The following is a 16479-nucleotide window of genomic DNA, read 5'->3' as shown; positions in this document are numbered from 1 at the left end:
TGTATGGCATTTCAACGGCCAAAAGCTACGCAGTCTATTTACGAGCCGGAGTTCGTTCAGGCGCTTTTCAACGAGATGAGTTTGACCTACGAACGGATGAACACGATCACGTCGTTTGGCTTCTCGAACCGCTGGCGTCGGCAATGCGTATTTGAACTCGACATAAAGCCCGGCCAGACCGTCGTTGATTTAATGTCGGGCATGGGCGAAACGTGGGGTTACATTTGCCCGAAAATCGAATCGAACGGAGCTTTACTGGGCGTTGATTTCAGCGAGGGAATGCTTCATTATGCCAATCAGAAACGACAGCGAAAACAATACGCGTCCTATGCCATCACCATTCATAAACAGAACGTACTAGCCAGCACTCTACCCGATCAATGCGCCGACCATGTGGTTGTCGCATTCGGGCTAAAAACGTTCAACGATGATCAAATTAGTCAGTTATCTAAAGAAATTTATCGCATCTTAAAGCCCGGCGGACAATTTTCGTGTGTAGAAGTATCTGTTCCCAAACCCGCTTTGTTACGCGCTTTTTACCTGTTCTACTTACGTCGGATTATTCCGATTCTGGGCGCGTTGTTTCTGGGTAATCCACAGACCTATCGGATGCTTGGTATTTACTGCGCCCAGTTCAAAAACACCAATCAGGCGTTACAGCTTTTCGAAAATGCTGGTCTGATCTGCCGCCAAACAAACTACTTTTTCGGATGCGCGTCGGGGATTGTCGGTGAGAAGCCGATTACTTAATATAGACCGACGTTAAAAATAGTGATTTACCTGGAGATTTAACAAGCCGGTGTACAGCCAGTTGAATTGGGCTACAACGCCAAATTTCGGGCTTTTTTGCCAGCCGACTTCGCCAAATCCTCCAAGCTGCCCACGTCGAATTGTATGCGGTTGAGCATAGCGAACGATCTCTCCCAGATAAACGGGAGCTGTCTTATCGGTGGTAGATAGTTTTATCGATGAGGTATAGTCTGACTGGACCAGTCCATACCCCAAACCTATCCCAAGGTACCAAATTGATTGGTTGGTAAATAGATATTTCCTGGCGAAAATACTGAGTTCAGCTATGGATGTCTGCTCCTTCACAATTCCATCAAAGCGTACTGGCTGTTGACTAGGTATGCTCAATTCATAATTTTGTGGGGTCATGTAGTTGTATTGATCGGTATAAGCGTCCGTTGTGCCACCTGTTAGTAATTGACGCTTGTAGTACGACGAACTATATGACAATTGACCTCCCCAGGCATATCTACCCCCCAGTATCTTCTGCTCTAAGCCAGCAGTAGCTGTCCATCCTAAGTTTGTCGATGTACGACTACCTTGGTCCTCAAATGCGTACGTAGGTGTACCAAAGACTCTACTGTCTCCAACTATATGCCTGGTATAAAGCTCTTTTGTTTCGCGAACAACGGGTGATGGTACCAAGGCTGAGTTAATGCCCAAACGAATAAAGAACTTAGCCGGTATCTTGGCCGACACCGGGTAGACAACCGATTGTATTCCTGATCCATCTTGCTGTTTACACCTATTGTAGGCGTCTACCATCTTGGCTAATGTTTTAGTCGTAAAGGCTGCTTCCCATTTTGAATTGGTAAATTCGTTACAGTCGGAAAGAAGTCTGGCGAACGTTTTCAGAAACTTAGGATCCGTTTGCTGGTACCGTTGGCCGTTATTTACGACTTCCTCCTTCGTGTACACCAGTTCTTCAAACGCATTCCCTGTTTTCAGAAAATAGCGCGTCTTTCCCAATGGCTTATGTTCCAACGTATACAGCGTAGCACTACCTCCAACGACCTTTTGAATGAAAATCATTTTATCGTCAACCTCATTGCGGTCATAGATCAGGCTGCCCACTCGTAACTGTTTTACAGTAGCAGCAGAATACCGTATAGCCTTAGCCATACAATCACGTCTGAAATAAAAGTCATCATTTGAATAGTCAGGTCGTATGCAACCCGATAGGCTATCACCGTTAAGCAATACTATTGAAGCCGGAATGAATGATTGAGCGTAGACTTGGTAGAAAGAAAGAAGGGTAAAAATGAAGAGTAAACGTTTTCGCATGTATATCTAAAACAAATTTTCTGTCAGATACCCTTTTCAACAACAGGTACCTAACCAATTGATCATTCTTCGCGCAAGAAATACGATAGAACGCGACCATAGGCCTACCAAAATAGATTATTTTTTAAACGGTAGAAAAAAGACCTGGGGCTACTTATAGAATCGCAAGTCTGACTCAAAATATGCCCTTGTCCCGTCGTCGTTTTCTTGGCTCTTTACTCGCTGGTTCCGGAGCCGCAACCCTAGTTGGCCACCCGCTAACCCAGGCCCATCCGATGGTAAAATCGTTTCCTATTGCCTGCAACTCGTATAGCTGGCTGACCTTCTACGAACGTCAGGGAAAAACCTGGATGGCCAACCCCGATGCATCGCTGGCTGAGTTGGCTCAATCAGGCATAACCGCCTATGAGCCAAGCATCAACGCAGCCGAGGAAGTAACCCGGCTGATACCTTTGCTTCGGAAGTACAAGCTGTCGATGCATTCGCTGTACGTAAATAGTACCCTTCACAAAGCGGACGAAGCGCAGCAATCGATTGATTCCGTACTGGCTATCGCGGATGCCGCAAAATCGGCTGGCACAACCATTTTCGTGACGAATCCCAGCCCAATCCAATGGGGAAGTAACGACGACAAAACTGATGCTCAGCTCACCGAACAAGCCAAAAACCTTGACCGACTCGGAGCCGAACTCCGTAAGCGTGGCATCACACTGGCTTATCATACACACGCGCCCGAACATCGCCAGGGAGCCCGCGAATTTCACCATATGCTGTTAGCATCAGATCCCAAAAACGTATCGTTATGCCTGGACGCGCATTGGGTGTATCGGGGCTCAGGTAACTCACAAGTAGCGTTGTTCGATGTAGTAAAGCTATACGGGAAACGCATTGTTGAGCTACACATCCGGCAGTCGAAGAACGGAGTCTGGCAGGAAACGTTCGGTAGTGGCGACATTGATTACCAACGGTTGGCTGCTGATTTGGAAACGCTGAACGTTCGGCCCAATTTAGTTCTGGAACAGTGTTTAGAGAATGAATCCCCTAATACGATGCAAGCACTCAATGCTCACAAGCAGGATTTGATCCATGCCAAAGCGGTGTTTGCTGGTTTACTCGAATAACAAAACAAACCGTTTACTTGTCAGTTATTCTGCTAAGTAGTTTGCATCACGCATTCTGCAACGAACTTAACAACACAACCAACTCACGTTATTATGCAGCCCAATATCGGTTTAGAAGAAGATGTCCTCAAACAGGACAATATATTACTGAACGACTTCCTGTCTGATCTACACGTCCTGTACATCAAAACCCGCAAATATCATTGGAATGTTGCTGGCCCGAACTTCATGGAGTACCATAAGTTTTTCGAGAAGCAGTACAAAGCGATTGAAGCCGAAATCGACGAGGTAGCTGAACGTATCCGTCAGTTAGGTGGCAAGCCGTTGGCAACGATGGCTGAATTTATCCACAACACCAGCCTGAAAGAAGATACAGGTACGCCAAACGGAACACCTGATATGTTCAAAAATCTGCTAGCTGACCACGAGCAAATCGTTCGCGAACTCCGTGAAGACGTAGACAAATGCGACGAAGAATTGAATGACGCGGGTACTGCTGACTTCCTGACCGGTCTGATGGAGGCCCACGAAGCTATGGCCTGGATGCTACGCAAATACTTGTCGTAGTTCGACACGACCAAATTTTGTCAGGTGATGACTGTGTAAAGTGCCGAAAAAATTGGCATTTTGCGCAGTCATCACTTTTTTATACCCTCGTGCCCAAATCCCTTTCCCTGCGTGCCGGTCTTGGCAGCGTCTTGTTCTGGTCCGTTATTTCAGCTGCTTTTATTGGTCCTGGCTCCGTCACTGCCTGTGCTATTGCCGGATCCAAATACGGGCTTCAGCTACTCTGGGTTTTAACCTTTGCTACGCTAGGTACCGTCTGGTTGCAGGAAGCAGCCGCCCGTATCACGATTGCCACCGGTAGCGATCTGGGGCAGGTCATTACACAAACCTACGCGGGCGCAAAAGGTCGCCGGATCGCGTGGGCTTTGTTTCTGGCAATTTTTTTGGGCTGTGCGGCTTATCAGGCAGGTAATATCCTGGGCGCGGTATCGGGGCTAGCCTTGCTTACGGGCTTTCCGGTTCCGACACTGACAGTCGTGGTTGGGCTAGTCTGTATCGTTCTCCTTTGGATCGGATCAACGCAGAGCCTGGCCAATTTTTTGGGTTTGATTGTCTTTGCCATGGGGGGCGCTTTCGTATATGTTGCCTTCGGTACGCCGGTTACCCCTATCGAACTGACTAAAGCGTTAATAACTCCCGCTCTTCCGGATGGCTCATTATTGCTGATCAACGGCTTAATCGGCACAACCATTGTTCCTTATAACCTGTTCTTCGGCTCCAGTATTGTACCGGGTCAATCATTGAGTGAGATGCGGCTCGGCATTTGGGTTGCGGTGGTATTAGGTGGTATTATTTCGGTCGTATTGCTACTGGCGGGGCTGCTTATCCCAAACGATTTTTCCTATCTGCACATGGCGCAGGTATTGACCGACCGTCTTGGCTCCTGGGCGGGCTTTTTATTTGCTTTTGGTTTATTTGCCGCTGGATTTGCGTCATCACTGACGGCTCCTCTGGCGGCTTCGGTAACGGCGCATAGTCTACTGGGAATCCGTAAAAATTCGGTTGCTTACCGAGGCATCTGGATTGCTGTCATGGCAACTGGATTAACCTTTGGTTTGCTTAACGTGACACCGATCCCGGTAATCGTCGCGGTGCAGGCTATCAACGGCATTCTACTTCCTTTCGTAACGATCTTTTTGTTTGCCGCCGTTAACAATCGGTCGTTATTAGGCGATCACCGCAATTCGCCGGCGCAGAATTTGGCCATGGGGCTGGTTGTTCTGGTTACTGCCGTACTAGGCATCTGGAATATCTGGCTAGCTATTCAGGCCGGTTAGTAGTTGTTTTCTCATGCTATACAGATACCCAAAAACGGCAAGGCGACTGAATTTCCCTGTTGGAGAAATTCAGTCGCCTTGCCGTTTTTGGGTGTAAACTGCGCTCTATTTCTTCTTTTTCAGTAATTGCCGATTCTGTCTTTCTAACCGCTCAATACGCTTCTGCTGATCGATCAGGTGCAGGGTTAGCTCTTCGTTTTTCTGCACCAGCGTAGCCAATAATGTTGTTAAGTCAACGGCTTGATTTGATGCGTGTTAAAATCTCTGTACCCGAAAATGGTTGGGATGTGGCGAACTTAGATACACCTCCTTTCGAAAAGTAAAGAAGAACGGCAGAAAATAAAATACCGTCTACGAAACTAACCGTATATCAGCTGATTAGAATCATTGAAATATCTACCTTTACGTCGGTTAACGCGATGGTTTGACAGCTAATAGTTGTGCGTATGAAATCTTTTTCCTCTCTAAAAGCGATCCTCGCTGTTGGTATGCTGGCCGGTACGCTGATTGGTTGTGCACCTTCCGTTACTTCCTCCTACCGACTCGAACCCGTCACGGGTGATGTGATCACGATTGATGGTCGTCCGGTCACTAAAGCCGAGCAAAATGGCATCGGTGTTGTCGCTTCGTTTGAGCGGGAGGATATGGAGTTTATTACGTTGGACATCGAGGTGAAAAATCGAACTGATCATTCCATTGAGGTTAATCCAGCCGATTTTCATTTTGTCGCCCTCGGTGCCAGCCAAGATACCCTATCCGAGCCTACCAACACGGCGCTTGTTTTACAACGATCCGCTGCCGATCCAAACTACGAAGCCGGACGTGTCAAGCTGAAACGAAAACAGGAAGAGAAGCGCTTGAAACGGGCGAAAATTTTCAACACCGTTTTGATGGTAGCAGCTATCGCTTCCGACGTATCCTCATCGAGCAACAGCCGTTCATACCATGAATACGCGAACAAACAAGCTGCGCATTACCTGGCTTACCAGGGTATTGCCGTTAAGCGCGCTATTGATCACAGCACTTTCGCCGATCGGATGCAACGCTACGATTATGAAGAGTATCGTTGGCGTGAATTGGCACTGCGCGCAAATACGCTAGCTCCCGGTGAATCCGTACGCGGTTTTGTCTACGTACCTAAGCTGGCCAACGCTACTTATCTGGCCATGACCTATACCGTTCCTGAACAAGCAGTTGTACCTGTGCTGTTTAAGCAGGAGTATGTTCAGCAGAAGAAACAACGCCGGTAACGTCTTGCGCAAAGGCTACCGTCCAGCTATCGATTCGCTGGCAGGAGACTACCATTCATCCTCATCATCCTCGAACGCCTGCTTAGCTCGTTGCAACTCTAGAAGCGTCTTCTGATTTTTCTGCACGCGCGCCAGCTCTATGCCTTTTTCGTACAAATCGGCGGCCTTACTACGCTCATTGAGATTAGCGTACAGCGCTGCTGCGTGATAATACGTTGGCAAATAATCCGGGTGTTCAGTTAGTAACTGATTAAAATAAATACTAGCCTGCTCAGGCTGACTAGCCAAAAACTCCATAGCCAACGCGTAAACATTGAACGGCTCGTTGGGTTCTTCCTGTACAAATCGAATTAATTGTTGGATACGTTCGTTATTCATTTGCTGATAAAAAATAGTATGCTTGCATACTTTTATTTAAGACAGTTTGTAATTTAGCCGCCAAGTTAAGGATTTGACTTCTATCAATGTGGTGTGCTTGACGTACGCAATTAGGTTAAATGCCTTGATTTACCGGATTACGCAAACAAAACCCCAATAAGCATGAAAATTTTAGTGTGCGTGACGAGTGTGCCCGACACCACTACCAAGATTGCCTTTACGGATAACAATACGAAGCTGAACAAGGCAGGGGTGACATTTATTACTGGCCCCTACGATGACTATGCACTGGCTAGGGCGGTCGAATTAAAAGAGAAAACAGGAGCCTCCGTAACAGTACTCAATGTAGGCGAAGCCGATGCCGAGCCTGTCATTCGTAAGTGTCTGGCGATCGGAGCTGACGATGCCATTCGGGTAAACGCCGAACCAACCGACGCTTATTTCGTTGCTGAGCAGATTGCGGCCATCGCCAAAGAAAACAGCTACGATTTGATCCTGATGGGTCGTGAGTCTATCGACTACAACGGTGGTCAGGTTCACGGTATTGTTGGCGAAATGCTTGGCCTCCCCTCCATATCACCCGTAATGCAGCTCGACATAGACGGTGATACAGCAAAAATCACTCGCGAAATTGAAGGGGGGAAAGAGCAACTGGAAGCTAAATTACCGTTGATATTAGGCTGTCAGGAACCCATCGCCGAATGGAAAATTCCGAATATGCGTGGTATTATGACCGCCCGGACAAAGCCCCTTAAACTCGTTGAACCAACGGGTACGGACAAACTAACGACCGTTGCCAGTTACGAATTACCAGCTCCCCGTGGCGCTGTAAAGATGATCAAGGCCGAGGAAGCCGAAACGCTAATTCAGCTGCTCCACAACGAAGCAAAAGTAATTTAGTATTCGACTTATCGATATCCAGTGGTTTACTGAAAATGTCGATAAAGCGAAACCCTTACACTAAAAAATCAAGATTTATGTCTGTTCTCATATTCGCCGAATTAGACGAAGGCAAAATCAGAAAGTCGTCTCAGGAAGCTATTTTCTACGGTGCTCAAGTTGCCGAAAAGCTAGGAACGCAAGCAACGGCTATTGTCATTGGTCAGGCTGACGACAGCGAACTGGCGTCAGCGGGCCGCTTTGGTGCGGGCAAAGTGCTGCATGCGGCAGATGCAAAACTGAACGAACCCAACGGAATGGCCTATGCTACAGCCGTCGCTGCGGCAGCTCAACAGGAGGGTTCAAAAGTAATCGTGCTGGCCAAATCCTCATTAGCTGATGCGATGACGGCACGACTAGCGGGTAAATTAAAAGCAGGCTTGGCCGCTAACGTAATCGAGCTACCCGATCTTTCGAATGGATTTCGGGTTAAAAGCAGTATCTATACGGGCAAAGCGTTCGCGTACAACGACCTGAAAGCCGACGTTAAAATCCTGGCAATCAAGAAAAATACGGTTTCTCCTGTAGAATCTGAGGCAACGGCTCCTGTTGAGGCTTTTAATCCTTCACTAAGCGATGCCGATTTTGTAATTTCGGTGAAAAGTACTGAGAAAGCATCTGGCGACGTGCTTTTACCCGAAGCGGATCTAGTTGTATCGGCGGGCAGAGGTTTAAAAGGCCCGGAAAACTGGGGTATTGTCGAGGAGTTAGCCAACACACTTCATGCGGCAACTGCTTGCTCAAAACCCGTGTCCGATTTGGATTGGCGTCCCCATTCTGAACACGTCGGTCAGACAGGCTTAAAGATTAGTCCAAATCTTTACATCGCCTGTGGGATTTCCGGTGCTATACAACATCTGGCAGGAGTAAACTCCTCGAAGGTAATTGTTGTTATTAACAAAGACCCTGATGCACCGTTTTTTAAATCAGCTGATTATGGCATCGTCGGCGACGTTTTCGACGTATTGCCACGTCTGACAAAAGCGGTGAAGGCTTTATAGTCCGGAGTCGTTGGAAAATAGTCGTTGGAAGCCGTTTTTTTATTAAAAACTTACGATTACTGACGCCTGTTGACTAACGACTGACGACTAAAAATTGCTAAATTCGCGCCGTGGACAAGATTAAACTGGAAATATTAGGACTATCGCCCAGTCAGTCGCAATCGGGTTCGTTTGCACTGGTATTGGGAGAAGAATACGGTAACCGTCGGCTACCAATTATTATCGGCATGTTTGAGGCTCAAGCAATTGCCATCGAGATCGAAAAGATTGTACCGAATCGGCCAATGACGCACGACTTGTTCAAGCAATTTGCCGAACAATTCAAGTTTACGGTACGAGAAATCGTCATTTCTGATTTGCGCGAAGGTATATTCTTTGCTAAGATCGTTTGCTTTGACGGTGTTCGGGAATCCGTTATTGACGCTCGTCCATCCGACGCTATTGCTATAGGTATTCGCTTTGATGTACCGATTTACACCAATGAATCGATCCTGTCGGAAGCAGGTATCACGGCCAGCTCGAATGACGAAGAAGAAGAGCAGGAAGAGTTGGTTCGCTCATCCAGTCGTTCGACCGCCCGGTCGTTTGGCGATCAGTTGAAAAATGCTTCTTCTGAAGAGCTACAGCGCATGCTTGAAGAAGCGCTTGGCAACGAAGAATACGAGCGTGCCGCCAAGATTCGTGACGAAATGAGTAAGCGCAACTAAGTTATTTCTACTATACACCAAAAGCCATCCTACCGGGTGGCTTTTGTTTTTTATAGACAGCCTTATTTTCGTTTACGCTTTCGAACGACTAACTCACGGTAGCCAAAGGTTGGATCAGGCTCCCGAACGTAATCCAGATCAGGCATAACTCCAATTACCAACTCAGCAGTCGTATAAATCTTACAGCCTTCCACCAAATGCCCTCCGAGCGTACGGCCCGTTGAGTCTGACACCGACAAATGAACATGACTCCCATTGGCGGATAACGTTCCGACAAGCGACACTATCTCAAAGTGCCCCTGCCACTCGGTAAAGCTTTCCTGATTCGCTAAACGAAGCTTCACATGGGTTAGGCTACCAACGCAGGTCAGAATGGCTCCTGCACCGATTCGCTGATTTTGCACGAGCGCGTCCAACTCTTTCTTTAAATCCTGTCCCGGCCGTAGCCGAACAGAGTACGTATGCATGGTTGCATCAACGGCTACCGCGCTTGCGTGACTGGGTTGTGGTTGTGCATCAGAAGGTGTCATAAAGCAATACAGGACAAGTAGCAATAAAAATCTTCGCATTTGTGTTATCAGATTGTGAGACAGAACCGAGGAATGCGAAACTACACAGGAAGCCCTATATTACTTTTTTTTCTTTTATCTTTCAGCACAGCGCTTACTTTTCCAACTCAGACCGGGCCGGATATTCCACGCCCTTCGAAGTTTGTAGAAATCGACTACAGCACGATTGACAACTATGCTCGTAGTGCACCTGAGTCGGCAGCTAAAAACTTAACGACGCTTAGCGAGTACCTCACGTCACCCGCTCGAACGGATCTGGCAAAAGCCCGTTCGGTATATGCCTGGATTACTTCACATATCCGGTATGACGAATCGGCATTCAGTGGTCAGCGCTACTCTTCCGAGGTTGATTATGCAAACCGCGTATTGCGGAGTCGGAAAGCAGTATGTACTGGCTTTGCTTTGCTGTTCAAGCATCTGTTAAATCAAACAGGGATTCAGGTCGCTAACATCAAAGGCTACTCACGAACGAATGACAGCGAAGCCGGTCAGCCTACTCAACGCGTAGATCACGAATGGAATGCCGTTCAGCTTGATGGCGACTGGTACCTGCTAGACCTTGCCTGGGCGCAAACAACTGCAAAGCCCGGTCCTGACGGGAAAGTACAGCCCAATGATTTCTTTTTTCTGACTGAACCCGTTGCTTTTGCGGCCAACCATTTCCCAACAGATACACGCTGGCAACTTCTCGATCCACTTGTTAGCAAAAAGCAATTCGATCTGTTCCCTAAAATTTACGACGCTTACTTCCGCTTAGGTTTCGATTCTGACTTTCCCAAGTCGGGTTTGATGCGAGCTAGTGACGGCTTAACGCTGTCGTTGCAAAACGATAAAGACGTTGAGTTCATGTGCTCGATTGGTCGTCAGGGAGGTTCAACCGCTTCGCATGTGCCGGTTTTTGTACGCAGATCAGGCAACAAGTATGAACTTACTGTTCCGGTCGCGCAACGAGGTAACTCAACACTCTACGTTTTTGCAAAGCCTAAAGGCCCCCGTATGGAGCGGGTAAAATCATACGAAGGAATTGCCTCGTTTACGGTGGTTAAAAACTAAGCTACTAACAAGAGAACTTAGAAGAATGCCGATCAATGGTCTTGATTAGGTGTCAATTTGCTTGATATCATAAGAGGCATTCTTTAATTGATTTCCTACTACTCTTGTTTCAACAGCGATAGGCTGCGACTGCTTACGGCCTCAGCGTATAGAATGAAGCCGTAAGCAGTCGCAGCCTATTCTGATCACTAGGTAGCCATTTTTAGTAACGTTGTCCTTTACTGAAGAATCATTTTTATACACAAAAAAGCCGGAAGCGTTGGCTCCCGGCTTTTTTGTATTGTGTTGTTCAGATCAGATTATTCTACTCCGAACATTACGTCTGAACGACGACCGCTGTTACCAGCCCGGCGACGAGTCGCTTTCTTTTTAGCTGGAGCAGGTGGTGTCAACAGTTTCGCTTTCTGAGCATCTGTCAGCGGCTTCAGGTCAGTGATCGAGTAGCTGTTGTCGCTAATCGTCGTGTTGAAGCTACCCACTGGTTGTTCAGGCTGACCGTTGCATGGAAGCTTCGTAACCGTGAACACTGCGCGGAAGTACTGAACTTGTGGGCGTACCCGACGGCCTTTGTAACGAATCGCGTTACCGCTTTCGATTTTAGCTTTCTCAGCTTGTAGCTGTTGAGCTAGATCACCTGGCAGATCACGCAGGTTCAGGATAACCGTGTTTGTATCAAATTCGATAGCGCTGGTTGCCAGACGACGGTTCAGACCACGGTAGCGTAGGCGAGTAACTGTGTCACCAACCGAAGTGATCGTACCGTTACAGTAACAAACGTTAGCAACTTCACGAGTGTATGGAGTCCGGTAGTATACTTCCAGACGTTCCAGACGGTGACGGTATTCGCACTCGACTACGTCTCTCTTCGGACGAACCACCGAGAAGCTTGTTGTTGCAACCTCACTCATACAGGTACCACACTTAGCTGTTTGACGGTTGTGAACCGTTACATAGTAGAAACCTGGGTTCACCTGACCGTTCGAGAAGTAGGTCGTTGGGAACGTCAATGTTGTATCTGTCGTGTTCTCCAGTTGAGCAATTACCTGATCCGATGCACCAGCCACTACAGAATCCGGACGGTAGTACAGACGAGCGGTGAAGGTTTCGTTTTTCGGATTCGGGGTTGTGCTGCGCCAGCTAATAACGGGAGCCGTTGCTGACGTATTAACGGGTGGCTGTTGTTGCGCGTTTGTGCTGTCAACGTAAGCAAGCGATACACCTTTAAGCGAGTTGCCATTGAACTGCACACGAAGCTCTGGGATAGAGTCGCAAGTTGGGCAAACCGTTGGTGTTTTTGGGATAAGCTTCTTCTGAACAAATCCTTTACGAACGGCCAAGCCAGCGCTGAATCCACCGTGAGTCCGTTTGAATTCATACAGCAGATCTTGCTGACCATTAACGATCAGGTAGTTAAGCTTGGTGATGAACCCTTGTCCCTGAATACCGATGTTCCAGTTGTTACGACCAATCGGGAAGAAGATCGCCAGGTTACCGATAGCACCTAAGTGGTATAGGTTAGAGCTTGGATTTACCGAGCGAATCAGGCTACCACCCGTTACAAGCGGTCCGCTTTGGATCACACCACCCTGCGACGGGATGAAGGCGGCAATCGTAGCGGCTTCCGTACGGAACAAACCTCCGCGTGCACCTGCTTCAATAAACGTCGTTGCATCTGGGTTCTTGCGGCTCCGGGCGATGGTAAACGTCAGCACCGGCCCAACCGTTAGGAACATATCTTCAGAAGCCCGTTGGTTGATTGTTACTTGATCACGACCGACGCTTGGTGTGCGGGCCGCAGCCAGACCATACAAATAATCGCGGTAGATACTGCGAGTGATGTAATTCTGGTAACCAAACGCCGTTCCTACGCCAAAACGCAGCCGACGGGTAGCAGGCGTGAAGAAATAGTCTACATTGGCCGTGATGTTGAAACCAGCACCGTTGTACAATGTATTATCCCGCTTGGTTGGTCCGAACGTGTTCTCCCAAGTACCGCAATAAGCGAAGTTGGGACCAGCAAACAAACCGATACGCCAGGGTGAGAGTCTGCGTACCAACACGAACGTCTGGAAAGTTGTGTCACAATCGTCCAACTCGGCAACATCGCTAGCTTGGGCTTTGAATTCATCTCGACGTAATGTATCGGTATAAACTCCTTTCCCTAAGCGATAGATATTCTCGCGTGGATAAGATTGATTTGTCGTTGTCGGAGAAGTAGTCCGAACAGTGTCGGCCTGTTGGGCCTGTGTGCCGTAAGGGGCAGCAAAACTCAGCAACACGAGTCCAGCCAGCATCCGCAGGGGGTGTCGTTGGATAAATGTTCGCATAGGTACGTAATTAATTTTGACGCAATGTTTCAAACTAAACTTTAATTCTACCAAAAGCCACTAAAGAAACTTATGGAACGGTCAAATTACTTGACTAACTCATTTTACTTTTTGTTCATCAAGTACTTTTCTTGTTAGTTTCGGTCAATGGCCCTCATACGGTTTACCGCTTCTTTTGCCACGCAAAACTAGGATAACTTTATTACAAAGACGGTCAATTCTAGTAAACGAGCCTATTTTTTTCCAAAAAAGACGAAGCTCATTGCTAAGCACTGATCGTCCAAAAGTCTTTTAGTCAACTTCTTGCTACAGGATTCCTTTTGCAAGTTTTTCGTTGGAAAAAATAAAAAAAGTCTGGAAAGGTTTCAGTAAAAGCTACAGTTGGTTACGCTACTTTCTTAGTCTACCTAACCATGTTTACCCGTCGAAATAAAGCGGTTCTTCGCTACGTACAGTCAAATTATATTGACCGTCAAGTATAGGTATTAACTGCTAATTACCCAACAAAAGGTTTCGTATAACTTTTAATTTCCTAGCTTCTTCCCAATTCTTCTAGGATTTCTTCCATATTTCGATCGTTTTCGGCCGGTTGTTGGATAGCTTCCAGTTCCTGTTGCACGATACGAAGGATACGGGCTACGTACTCCGTATGCCAGCGTTGCCGCATTTTTGCGTGCTCAGGCGTTGGCTGAAATGATTCAATTTCATCTTTAGTAATTATTTCTTTTGTAATTAACAATTGTTCCAGGGTGTCTAAACGTTCGCGCGTAACGGCTAATTCACCAGCAACCGCCATTGTAATATTTAAAACCCGCTCAACCGATTTATCACCAAAAAAATAGGGCCGCTGGCCTTTTGCTTTATTGTTCGAAAGCAGAATGTCATTAATCATAATTACAGGTTATGATTGTAGTGTAGGCTACTATATAAATCACGATCAATTTATATAATCCCTAGAATTTATTCTTTCCAGGCACCAAATGCATTTTGCGTAGTCAGGACCCCATGTCCATATGAATGATCAACTAACGACTGACTTTTGTTGTCATTATTACTGGCAACTGATAGCCCAAACTGGAGTAAATTCCGTTCTAGAAAACCAGCCGATTTCATCCACTCTACTTGATCCATTTTATGCACAACTCCTAGAAAAGGTTCGTTGTTATTGAAGGTTTCCCAGTTGCCCATAAACTGTTCGAATAACGATGTTCCGGGTGGGTAGGGTGCTGGACAGAGATGTAACATTAGCCCACCGCTAGTCAACACCCGATACGTTTCGCGAACGACAGCGTTTATAGCACTAGCCGACGTTGTGTGAAGAAACATGGTTGACTGGACCCAATCGAATGAACCGTTATCAACGGGTAATGTTTCAGCATTGGCCTGAACAAACCGAACATTTGGTGTTTTTAGGGCCGTTGCGCGTGCATGAGCATACCGTAATGCTACTGCGCTTGCATCAATGCCTACGACCTCAGCCTCAGGATAACCAACAGCCAACGGCAACGTATTATTACCTATACCACAACCAATGTCAAGAATTCGTTTGGGCTTGAAATCAGGGTAGTTCTTTTTTAACCAGTCAACGACGGCATATCCCTTTCCATCGGATAACAGACCGCTTCCCTTACCAATTTCCAGTGATCCCGTAATCTCCTCTACAGCGGCATTCGTCACATCATCGGCGATGTATTCGGTATGGTAACCGCCGGGCATGCACTGGTGATCGACGCGGGTTAAATAGTGAGGAATCGCCAATGAGGGATCAAGGCTGAGGGTTTCGGGACGCTGCGCGTTGTATTGTTTAACTTTTTCGACCAAGTTCTCAATCTGGCGCAACACCACCGAACGACCTGCCTGCTGAATCATCTCCTGAGCGGACCGCTGTAAAGCGCACCACATCTGGTAATACAGGTCCTGGCTCATGGCCTCCCCTACCTCCTCCGGCGTTTTAAAATCCCGACCGGTACGCGCCAGCGACTGGGGTTTCACCCGTTTGTCGAAAGCTGCTTTATTCCCTAACTCAACCGTCGAAGCAAGGTGCTGTTGTAAGGCGGTCAGAAAATTAAAGCGAGCCTTTTCATCCTGCGAAACATTAGGAAACACGGCGTGCTTCTGTGCATTATTATAGACCGGCGGCAGGTGTACAGCTTGATCCTTTTCGTCGGTTTTGTTCATCAGGCAATTCAGTTTTGTCTCGTGCTGGTTATTAACTGCCAGTTATCTGAAAGGTTTAAGACTACCTTATTTTACCGAATCCCTACAAATTGCTTTCTATTTAATCATTTATATGTCCTAGTTCTGACTTTATCAAATGACGGATGAGTACTTGTGAACTGGTTCCCTGCGTTTAATCGAGTTGTGCCTATTTCGGCAGTGTTTCTGCCAAGAATGACGATTAAATCCTCGATTGTTACTCACGACCTTTCATGAAATCGGTCGTTGCTGACTTGAGCAGCCCCGCAAACGAATTCAGGCAAAACAGTACCCCACGATCAATCAGCGCCCGGGCCTGATCACCCGTTGCGGATGTGGTCCCAGCGATTAATCCGGCTTTACGAATCTTTTCGACAACGCCCGCAATCGTCCGCTTAACCTCGTCATGACCGGGACCATCATAATAGCCCATCGACATAGCCAGATCGCGCGGTCCGATTACAAAACCATCTATTCCTTCGACCGTCAGCAGATCGTCGAGGTTATCAATCGCTTCCCGATCTTCAATCTGCGGCAGCACCAACGTTTGCTCATTGGAAAATTCGACGTATTCACCCTGGTTCATCGTACCCAGCAAATAATCCGAAGCCCGCGCAGGTCCAAAGCCCCTGCTACCCATCGGCGGGTATTTTACGGCTTGCACCAGAGCCTCGGCCTGCGCTACCGAGTTAACACCCGGCATCATGATTCCCATGACACCGGCATCCAGATACTGTAAAATAAGTTTGGAATCGTTGCTGCGAACACGGGCCAGGGGCGTAATACCACTCACCTCACAAGCTCGTACAATGTCCTGCACCTGCGCCGTTGTGACTGGGCTGTGCTCACCGTCGATCATGTAAAAATCCAGCCCCGAAAAACCACAGAGTTCGGCAACCGTTGGGTCGGTACTGTTCGAAAGAATACCCAGCACTGGCTGGTTGTTTTTAAGCCGCGTTTTAACGATATTTTGCTTCATAGAGTCATGCAGAACGGTTTGTGAACGAACTCGTTTTGCGTT

The 16479-nt window shown here is 47.4% G+C and carries 16 protein-coding genes; 9 read left to right on the top strand and 7 right to left on the bottom strand.

What is annotated here, in order from left to right; translation table 11 throughout:
- Positions 1-3 precede the first annotated feature (3 nt).
- Positions 4-750 (top strand): class I SAM-dependent methyltransferase, encoded by a 747-nt coding sequence (locus LQ777_RS08005; RefSeq protein ID WP_232561996.1) that lies wholly within the window; start codon positions 4-6, stop codon positions 748-750.
- A gap of 12 nt (positions 751-762) precedes the next feature.
- Here LQ777_RS08005 and LQ777_RS08000 read toward each other — a convergent pair whose 3' ends face one another.
- A complete protein-coding gene (locus LQ777_RS08000; protein WP_232561995.1) occupies positions 763-1911 on the bottom strand; it encodes a hypothetical protein in 1149 nt (382 codons plus the stop codon).
- Positions 1912-2255: 344 nt separating this feature from the next.
- Here LQ777_RS08000 and LQ777_RS07995 point away from each other — a divergent pair, with 344 nt between their 5' ends.
- The 4 genes from LQ777_RS07995 to LQ777_RS07980 all read left to right on the top strand — a co-directional run bounded on the left by LQ777_RS07995 (position 2256) and on the right by LQ777_RS07980 (position 6288).
- Positions 2256-3194 carry a sugar phosphate isomerase/epimerase family protein gene (locus tag LQ777_RS07995; protein ID WP_232561994.1) on the top strand — a complete coding sequence of 313 codons (939 nt, stop codon included), beginning with the start codon at positions 2256-2258 and terminating at the stop codon, positions 3192-3194.
- Positions 3195-3287: 93 nt separating this feature from the next.
- Positions 3288-3761: a Dps family protein gene (locus LQ777_RS07990; protein ID WP_232561993.1), complete on the top strand. Its 474-nt coding sequence runs from the start codon at positions 3288-3290 to the stop codon at positions 3759-3761.
- A gap of 89 nt (positions 3762-3850) precedes the next feature.
- Entirely contained in the window at positions 3851-5038 is a 1188-nt protein-coding gene (locus LQ777_RS07985) for an NRAMP family divalent metal transporter (protein WP_232561992.1), read from the top strand.
- A gap of 446 nt (positions 5039-5484) precedes the next feature.
- The gene (locus tag LQ777_RS07980) at positions 5485-6288 is read left to right on the top strand and encodes a hypothetical protein (RefSeq protein WP_232561991.1); all 804 of its coding nucleotides are present in this window, start codon (positions 5485-5487) and stop codon (positions 6286-6288) included.
- Positions 6289-6336: 48 nt separating this feature from the next.
- Here LQ777_RS07980 and LQ777_RS07975 read toward each other — a convergent pair whose 3' ends face one another.
- Positions 6337-6666 carry a tetratricopeptide repeat protein gene (locus LQ777_RS07975; RefSeq protein WP_232561990.1) on the bottom strand — a complete coding sequence of 110 codons (330 nt, stop codon included), beginning with the start codon at positions 6664-6666 and terminating at the stop codon, positions 6337-6339.
- Positions 6667-6828: 162 nt separating this feature from the next.
- Between LQ777_RS07975 and LQ777_RS07970 the strand changes: the two genes are divergently transcribed.
- The 3 genes from LQ777_RS07970 (at position 6829) to LQ777_RS07960 (ending at position 9313) form a co-directional block, all read left to right on the top strand.
- Positions 6829-7566 (top strand): electron transfer flavoprotein subunit beta/FixA family protein, encoded by a 738-nt coding sequence (locus LQ777_RS07970; RefSeq protein ID WP_232561989.1) that lies wholly within the window; start codon positions 6829-6831, stop codon positions 7564-7566.
- A 77-nt stretch (positions 7567-7643) separates the two neighbouring features.
- On the top strand, positions 7644-8606 hold the full coding sequence (locus tag LQ777_RS07965; RefSeq protein WP_232561988.1) for an electron transfer flavoprotein subunit alpha/FixB family protein: 963 nt from the start codon (positions 7644-7646) through the stop codon (positions 8604-8606).
- 110 nt (positions 8607-8716) lie between these two features.
- Positions 8717-9313 carry a bifunctional nuclease family protein gene (locus LQ777_RS07960; RefSeq protein ID WP_232561987.1) on the top strand — a complete coding sequence of 199 codons (597 nt, stop codon included), beginning with the start codon at positions 8717-8719 and terminating at the stop codon, positions 9311-9313.
- Positions 9314-9375: 62 nt separating this feature from the next.
- On the opposite strand, the gene LQ777_RS07955 is transcribed toward LQ777_RS07960, so the two are convergent.
- The gene (locus tag LQ777_RS07955) at positions 9376-9843 is read right to left on the bottom strand and encodes a PPC domain-containing DNA-binding protein (RefSeq protein ID WP_232561986.1); all 468 of its coding nucleotides are present in this window, start codon (positions 9841-9843) and stop codon (positions 9376-9378) included.
- A 72-nt stretch (positions 9844-9915) separates the two neighbouring features.
- Here LQ777_RS07955 and LQ777_RS07950 point away from each other — a divergent pair, with 72 nt between their 5' ends.
- Positions 9916-10935, top strand: a complete 1020-nt coding sequence (locus LQ777_RS07950; RefSeq protein WP_232561985.1) for a transglutaminase domain-containing protein — start codon at positions 9916-9918, stop codon at positions 10933-10935.
- Positions 10936-11234: 299 nt separating this feature from the next.
- Here LQ777_RS07950 and LQ777_RS07945 read toward each other — a convergent pair whose 3' ends face one another.
- From LQ777_RS07945 to LQ777_RS07930, 4 genes are all read right to left on the bottom strand, one after another.
- The gene (locus LQ777_RS07945; RefSeq protein WP_232562817.1) at positions 11235-13229 is read right to left on the bottom strand and encodes a hypothetical protein; all 1995 of its coding nucleotides are present in this window, start codon (positions 13227-13229) and stop codon (positions 11235-11237) included.
- 565 nt (positions 13230-13794) lie between these two features.
- Positions 13795-14154, bottom strand: a complete 360-nt coding sequence (locus tag LQ777_RS07940; protein ID WP_232561984.1) for a hypothetical protein — start codon at positions 14152-14154, stop codon at positions 13795-13797.
- A gap of 68 nt (positions 14155-14222) precedes the next feature.
- Complete coding sequence (locus tag LQ777_RS07935; protein ID WP_232561983.1) at positions 14223-15440, bottom strand: class I SAM-dependent methyltransferase; 1218 nt, start codon at positions 15438-15440, stop codon at positions 14223-14225.
- Between the two features lie 235 nt (positions 15441-15675).
- Positions 15676-16437, bottom strand: coding sequence for an HpcH/HpaI aldolase family protein (locus LQ777_RS07930; protein ID WP_232561982.1), 762 nt, complete (start codon positions 16435-16437; stop codon positions 15676-15678).
- Positions 16438-16479: the final 42 nt, after the last annotated feature.

This window comes from Spirosoma oryzicola, assembly GCF_021233055.1.
Taxonomy (GTDB): domain Bacteria; phylum Bacteroidota; class Bacteroidia; order Cytophagales; family Spirosomataceae; genus Spirosoma; species Spirosoma oryzicola.
Note: the sequence above shows the minus strand (reverse complement) of the source record. Positions and strands in the feature narration are given on the sequence as shown.

What these genes read in the sequence shown, in the direction of transcription:
- LQ777_RS08005 (WP_232561996.1), top strand. Translation starts at nt 4, where the DNA reads ATGGCATTTCAACGGCCAAAAGCTACGCAGTCTATTTACGAGCCGGAG.
- LQ777_RS08000 (WP_232561995.1), bottom strand. Translation starts at nt 1,911, where the DNA reads ATGGCTAAGGCTATACGGTATTCTGCTGCTACTGTAAAACAGTTACGA.
- LQ777_RS07995 (WP_232561994.1), top strand. Translation starts at nt 2,256, where the DNA reads ATGCCCTTGTCCCGTCGTCGTTTTCTTGGCTCTTTACTCGCTGGTTCC.
- LQ777_RS07990 (WP_232561993.1), top strand. Translation starts at nt 3,288, where the DNA reads ATGCAGCCCAATATCGGTTTAGAAGAAGATGTCCTCAAACAGGACAAT.
- LQ777_RS07980 (WP_232561991.1), top strand. Translation starts at nt 5,485, where the DNA reads ATGAAATCTTTTTCCTCTCTAAAAGCGATCCTCGCTGTTGGTATGCTG.
- LQ777_RS07975 (WP_232561990.1), bottom strand. Translation starts at nt 6,666, where the DNA reads ATGAATAACGAACGTATCCAACAATTAATTCGATTTGTACAGGAAGAA.
- LQ777_RS07970 (WP_232561989.1), top strand. Translation starts at nt 6,829, where the DNA reads ATGAAAATTTTAGTGTGCGTGACGAGTGTGCCCGACACCACTACCAAG.
- LQ777_RS07965 (WP_232561988.1), top strand. Translation starts at nt 7,644, where the DNA reads ATGTCTGTTCTCATATTCGCCGAATTAGACGAAGGCAAAATCAGAAAG.
- LQ777_RS07955 (WP_232561986.1), bottom strand. Translation starts at nt 9,843, where the DNA reads ATGACACCTTCTGATGCACAACCACAACCCAGTCACGCAAGCGCGGTA.
- LQ777_RS07950 (WP_232561985.1), top strand. Translation starts at nt 9,916, where the DNA reads ATGCGAAACTACACAGGAAGCCCTATATTACTTTTTTTTCTTTTATCT.
- LQ777_RS07945 (WP_232562817.1), bottom strand. Translation starts at nt 13,229, where the DNA reads ATGCTGGCTGGACTCGTGTTGCTGAGTTTTGCTGCCCCTTACGGCACA.
- LQ777_RS07940 (WP_232561984.1), bottom strand. Translation starts at nt 14,154, where the DNA reads ATGATTAATGACATTCTGCTTTCGAACAATAAAGCAAAAGGCCAGCGG.
- LQ777_RS07935 (WP_232561983.1), bottom strand. Translation starts at nt 15,440, where the DNA reads ATGAACAAAACCGACGAAAAGGATCAAGCTGTACACCTGCCGCCGGTC.
- LQ777_RS07930 (WP_232561982.1), bottom strand. Translation starts at nt 16,437, where the DNA reads ATGAAGCAAAATATCGTTAAAACGCGGCTTAAAAACAACCAGCCAGTG.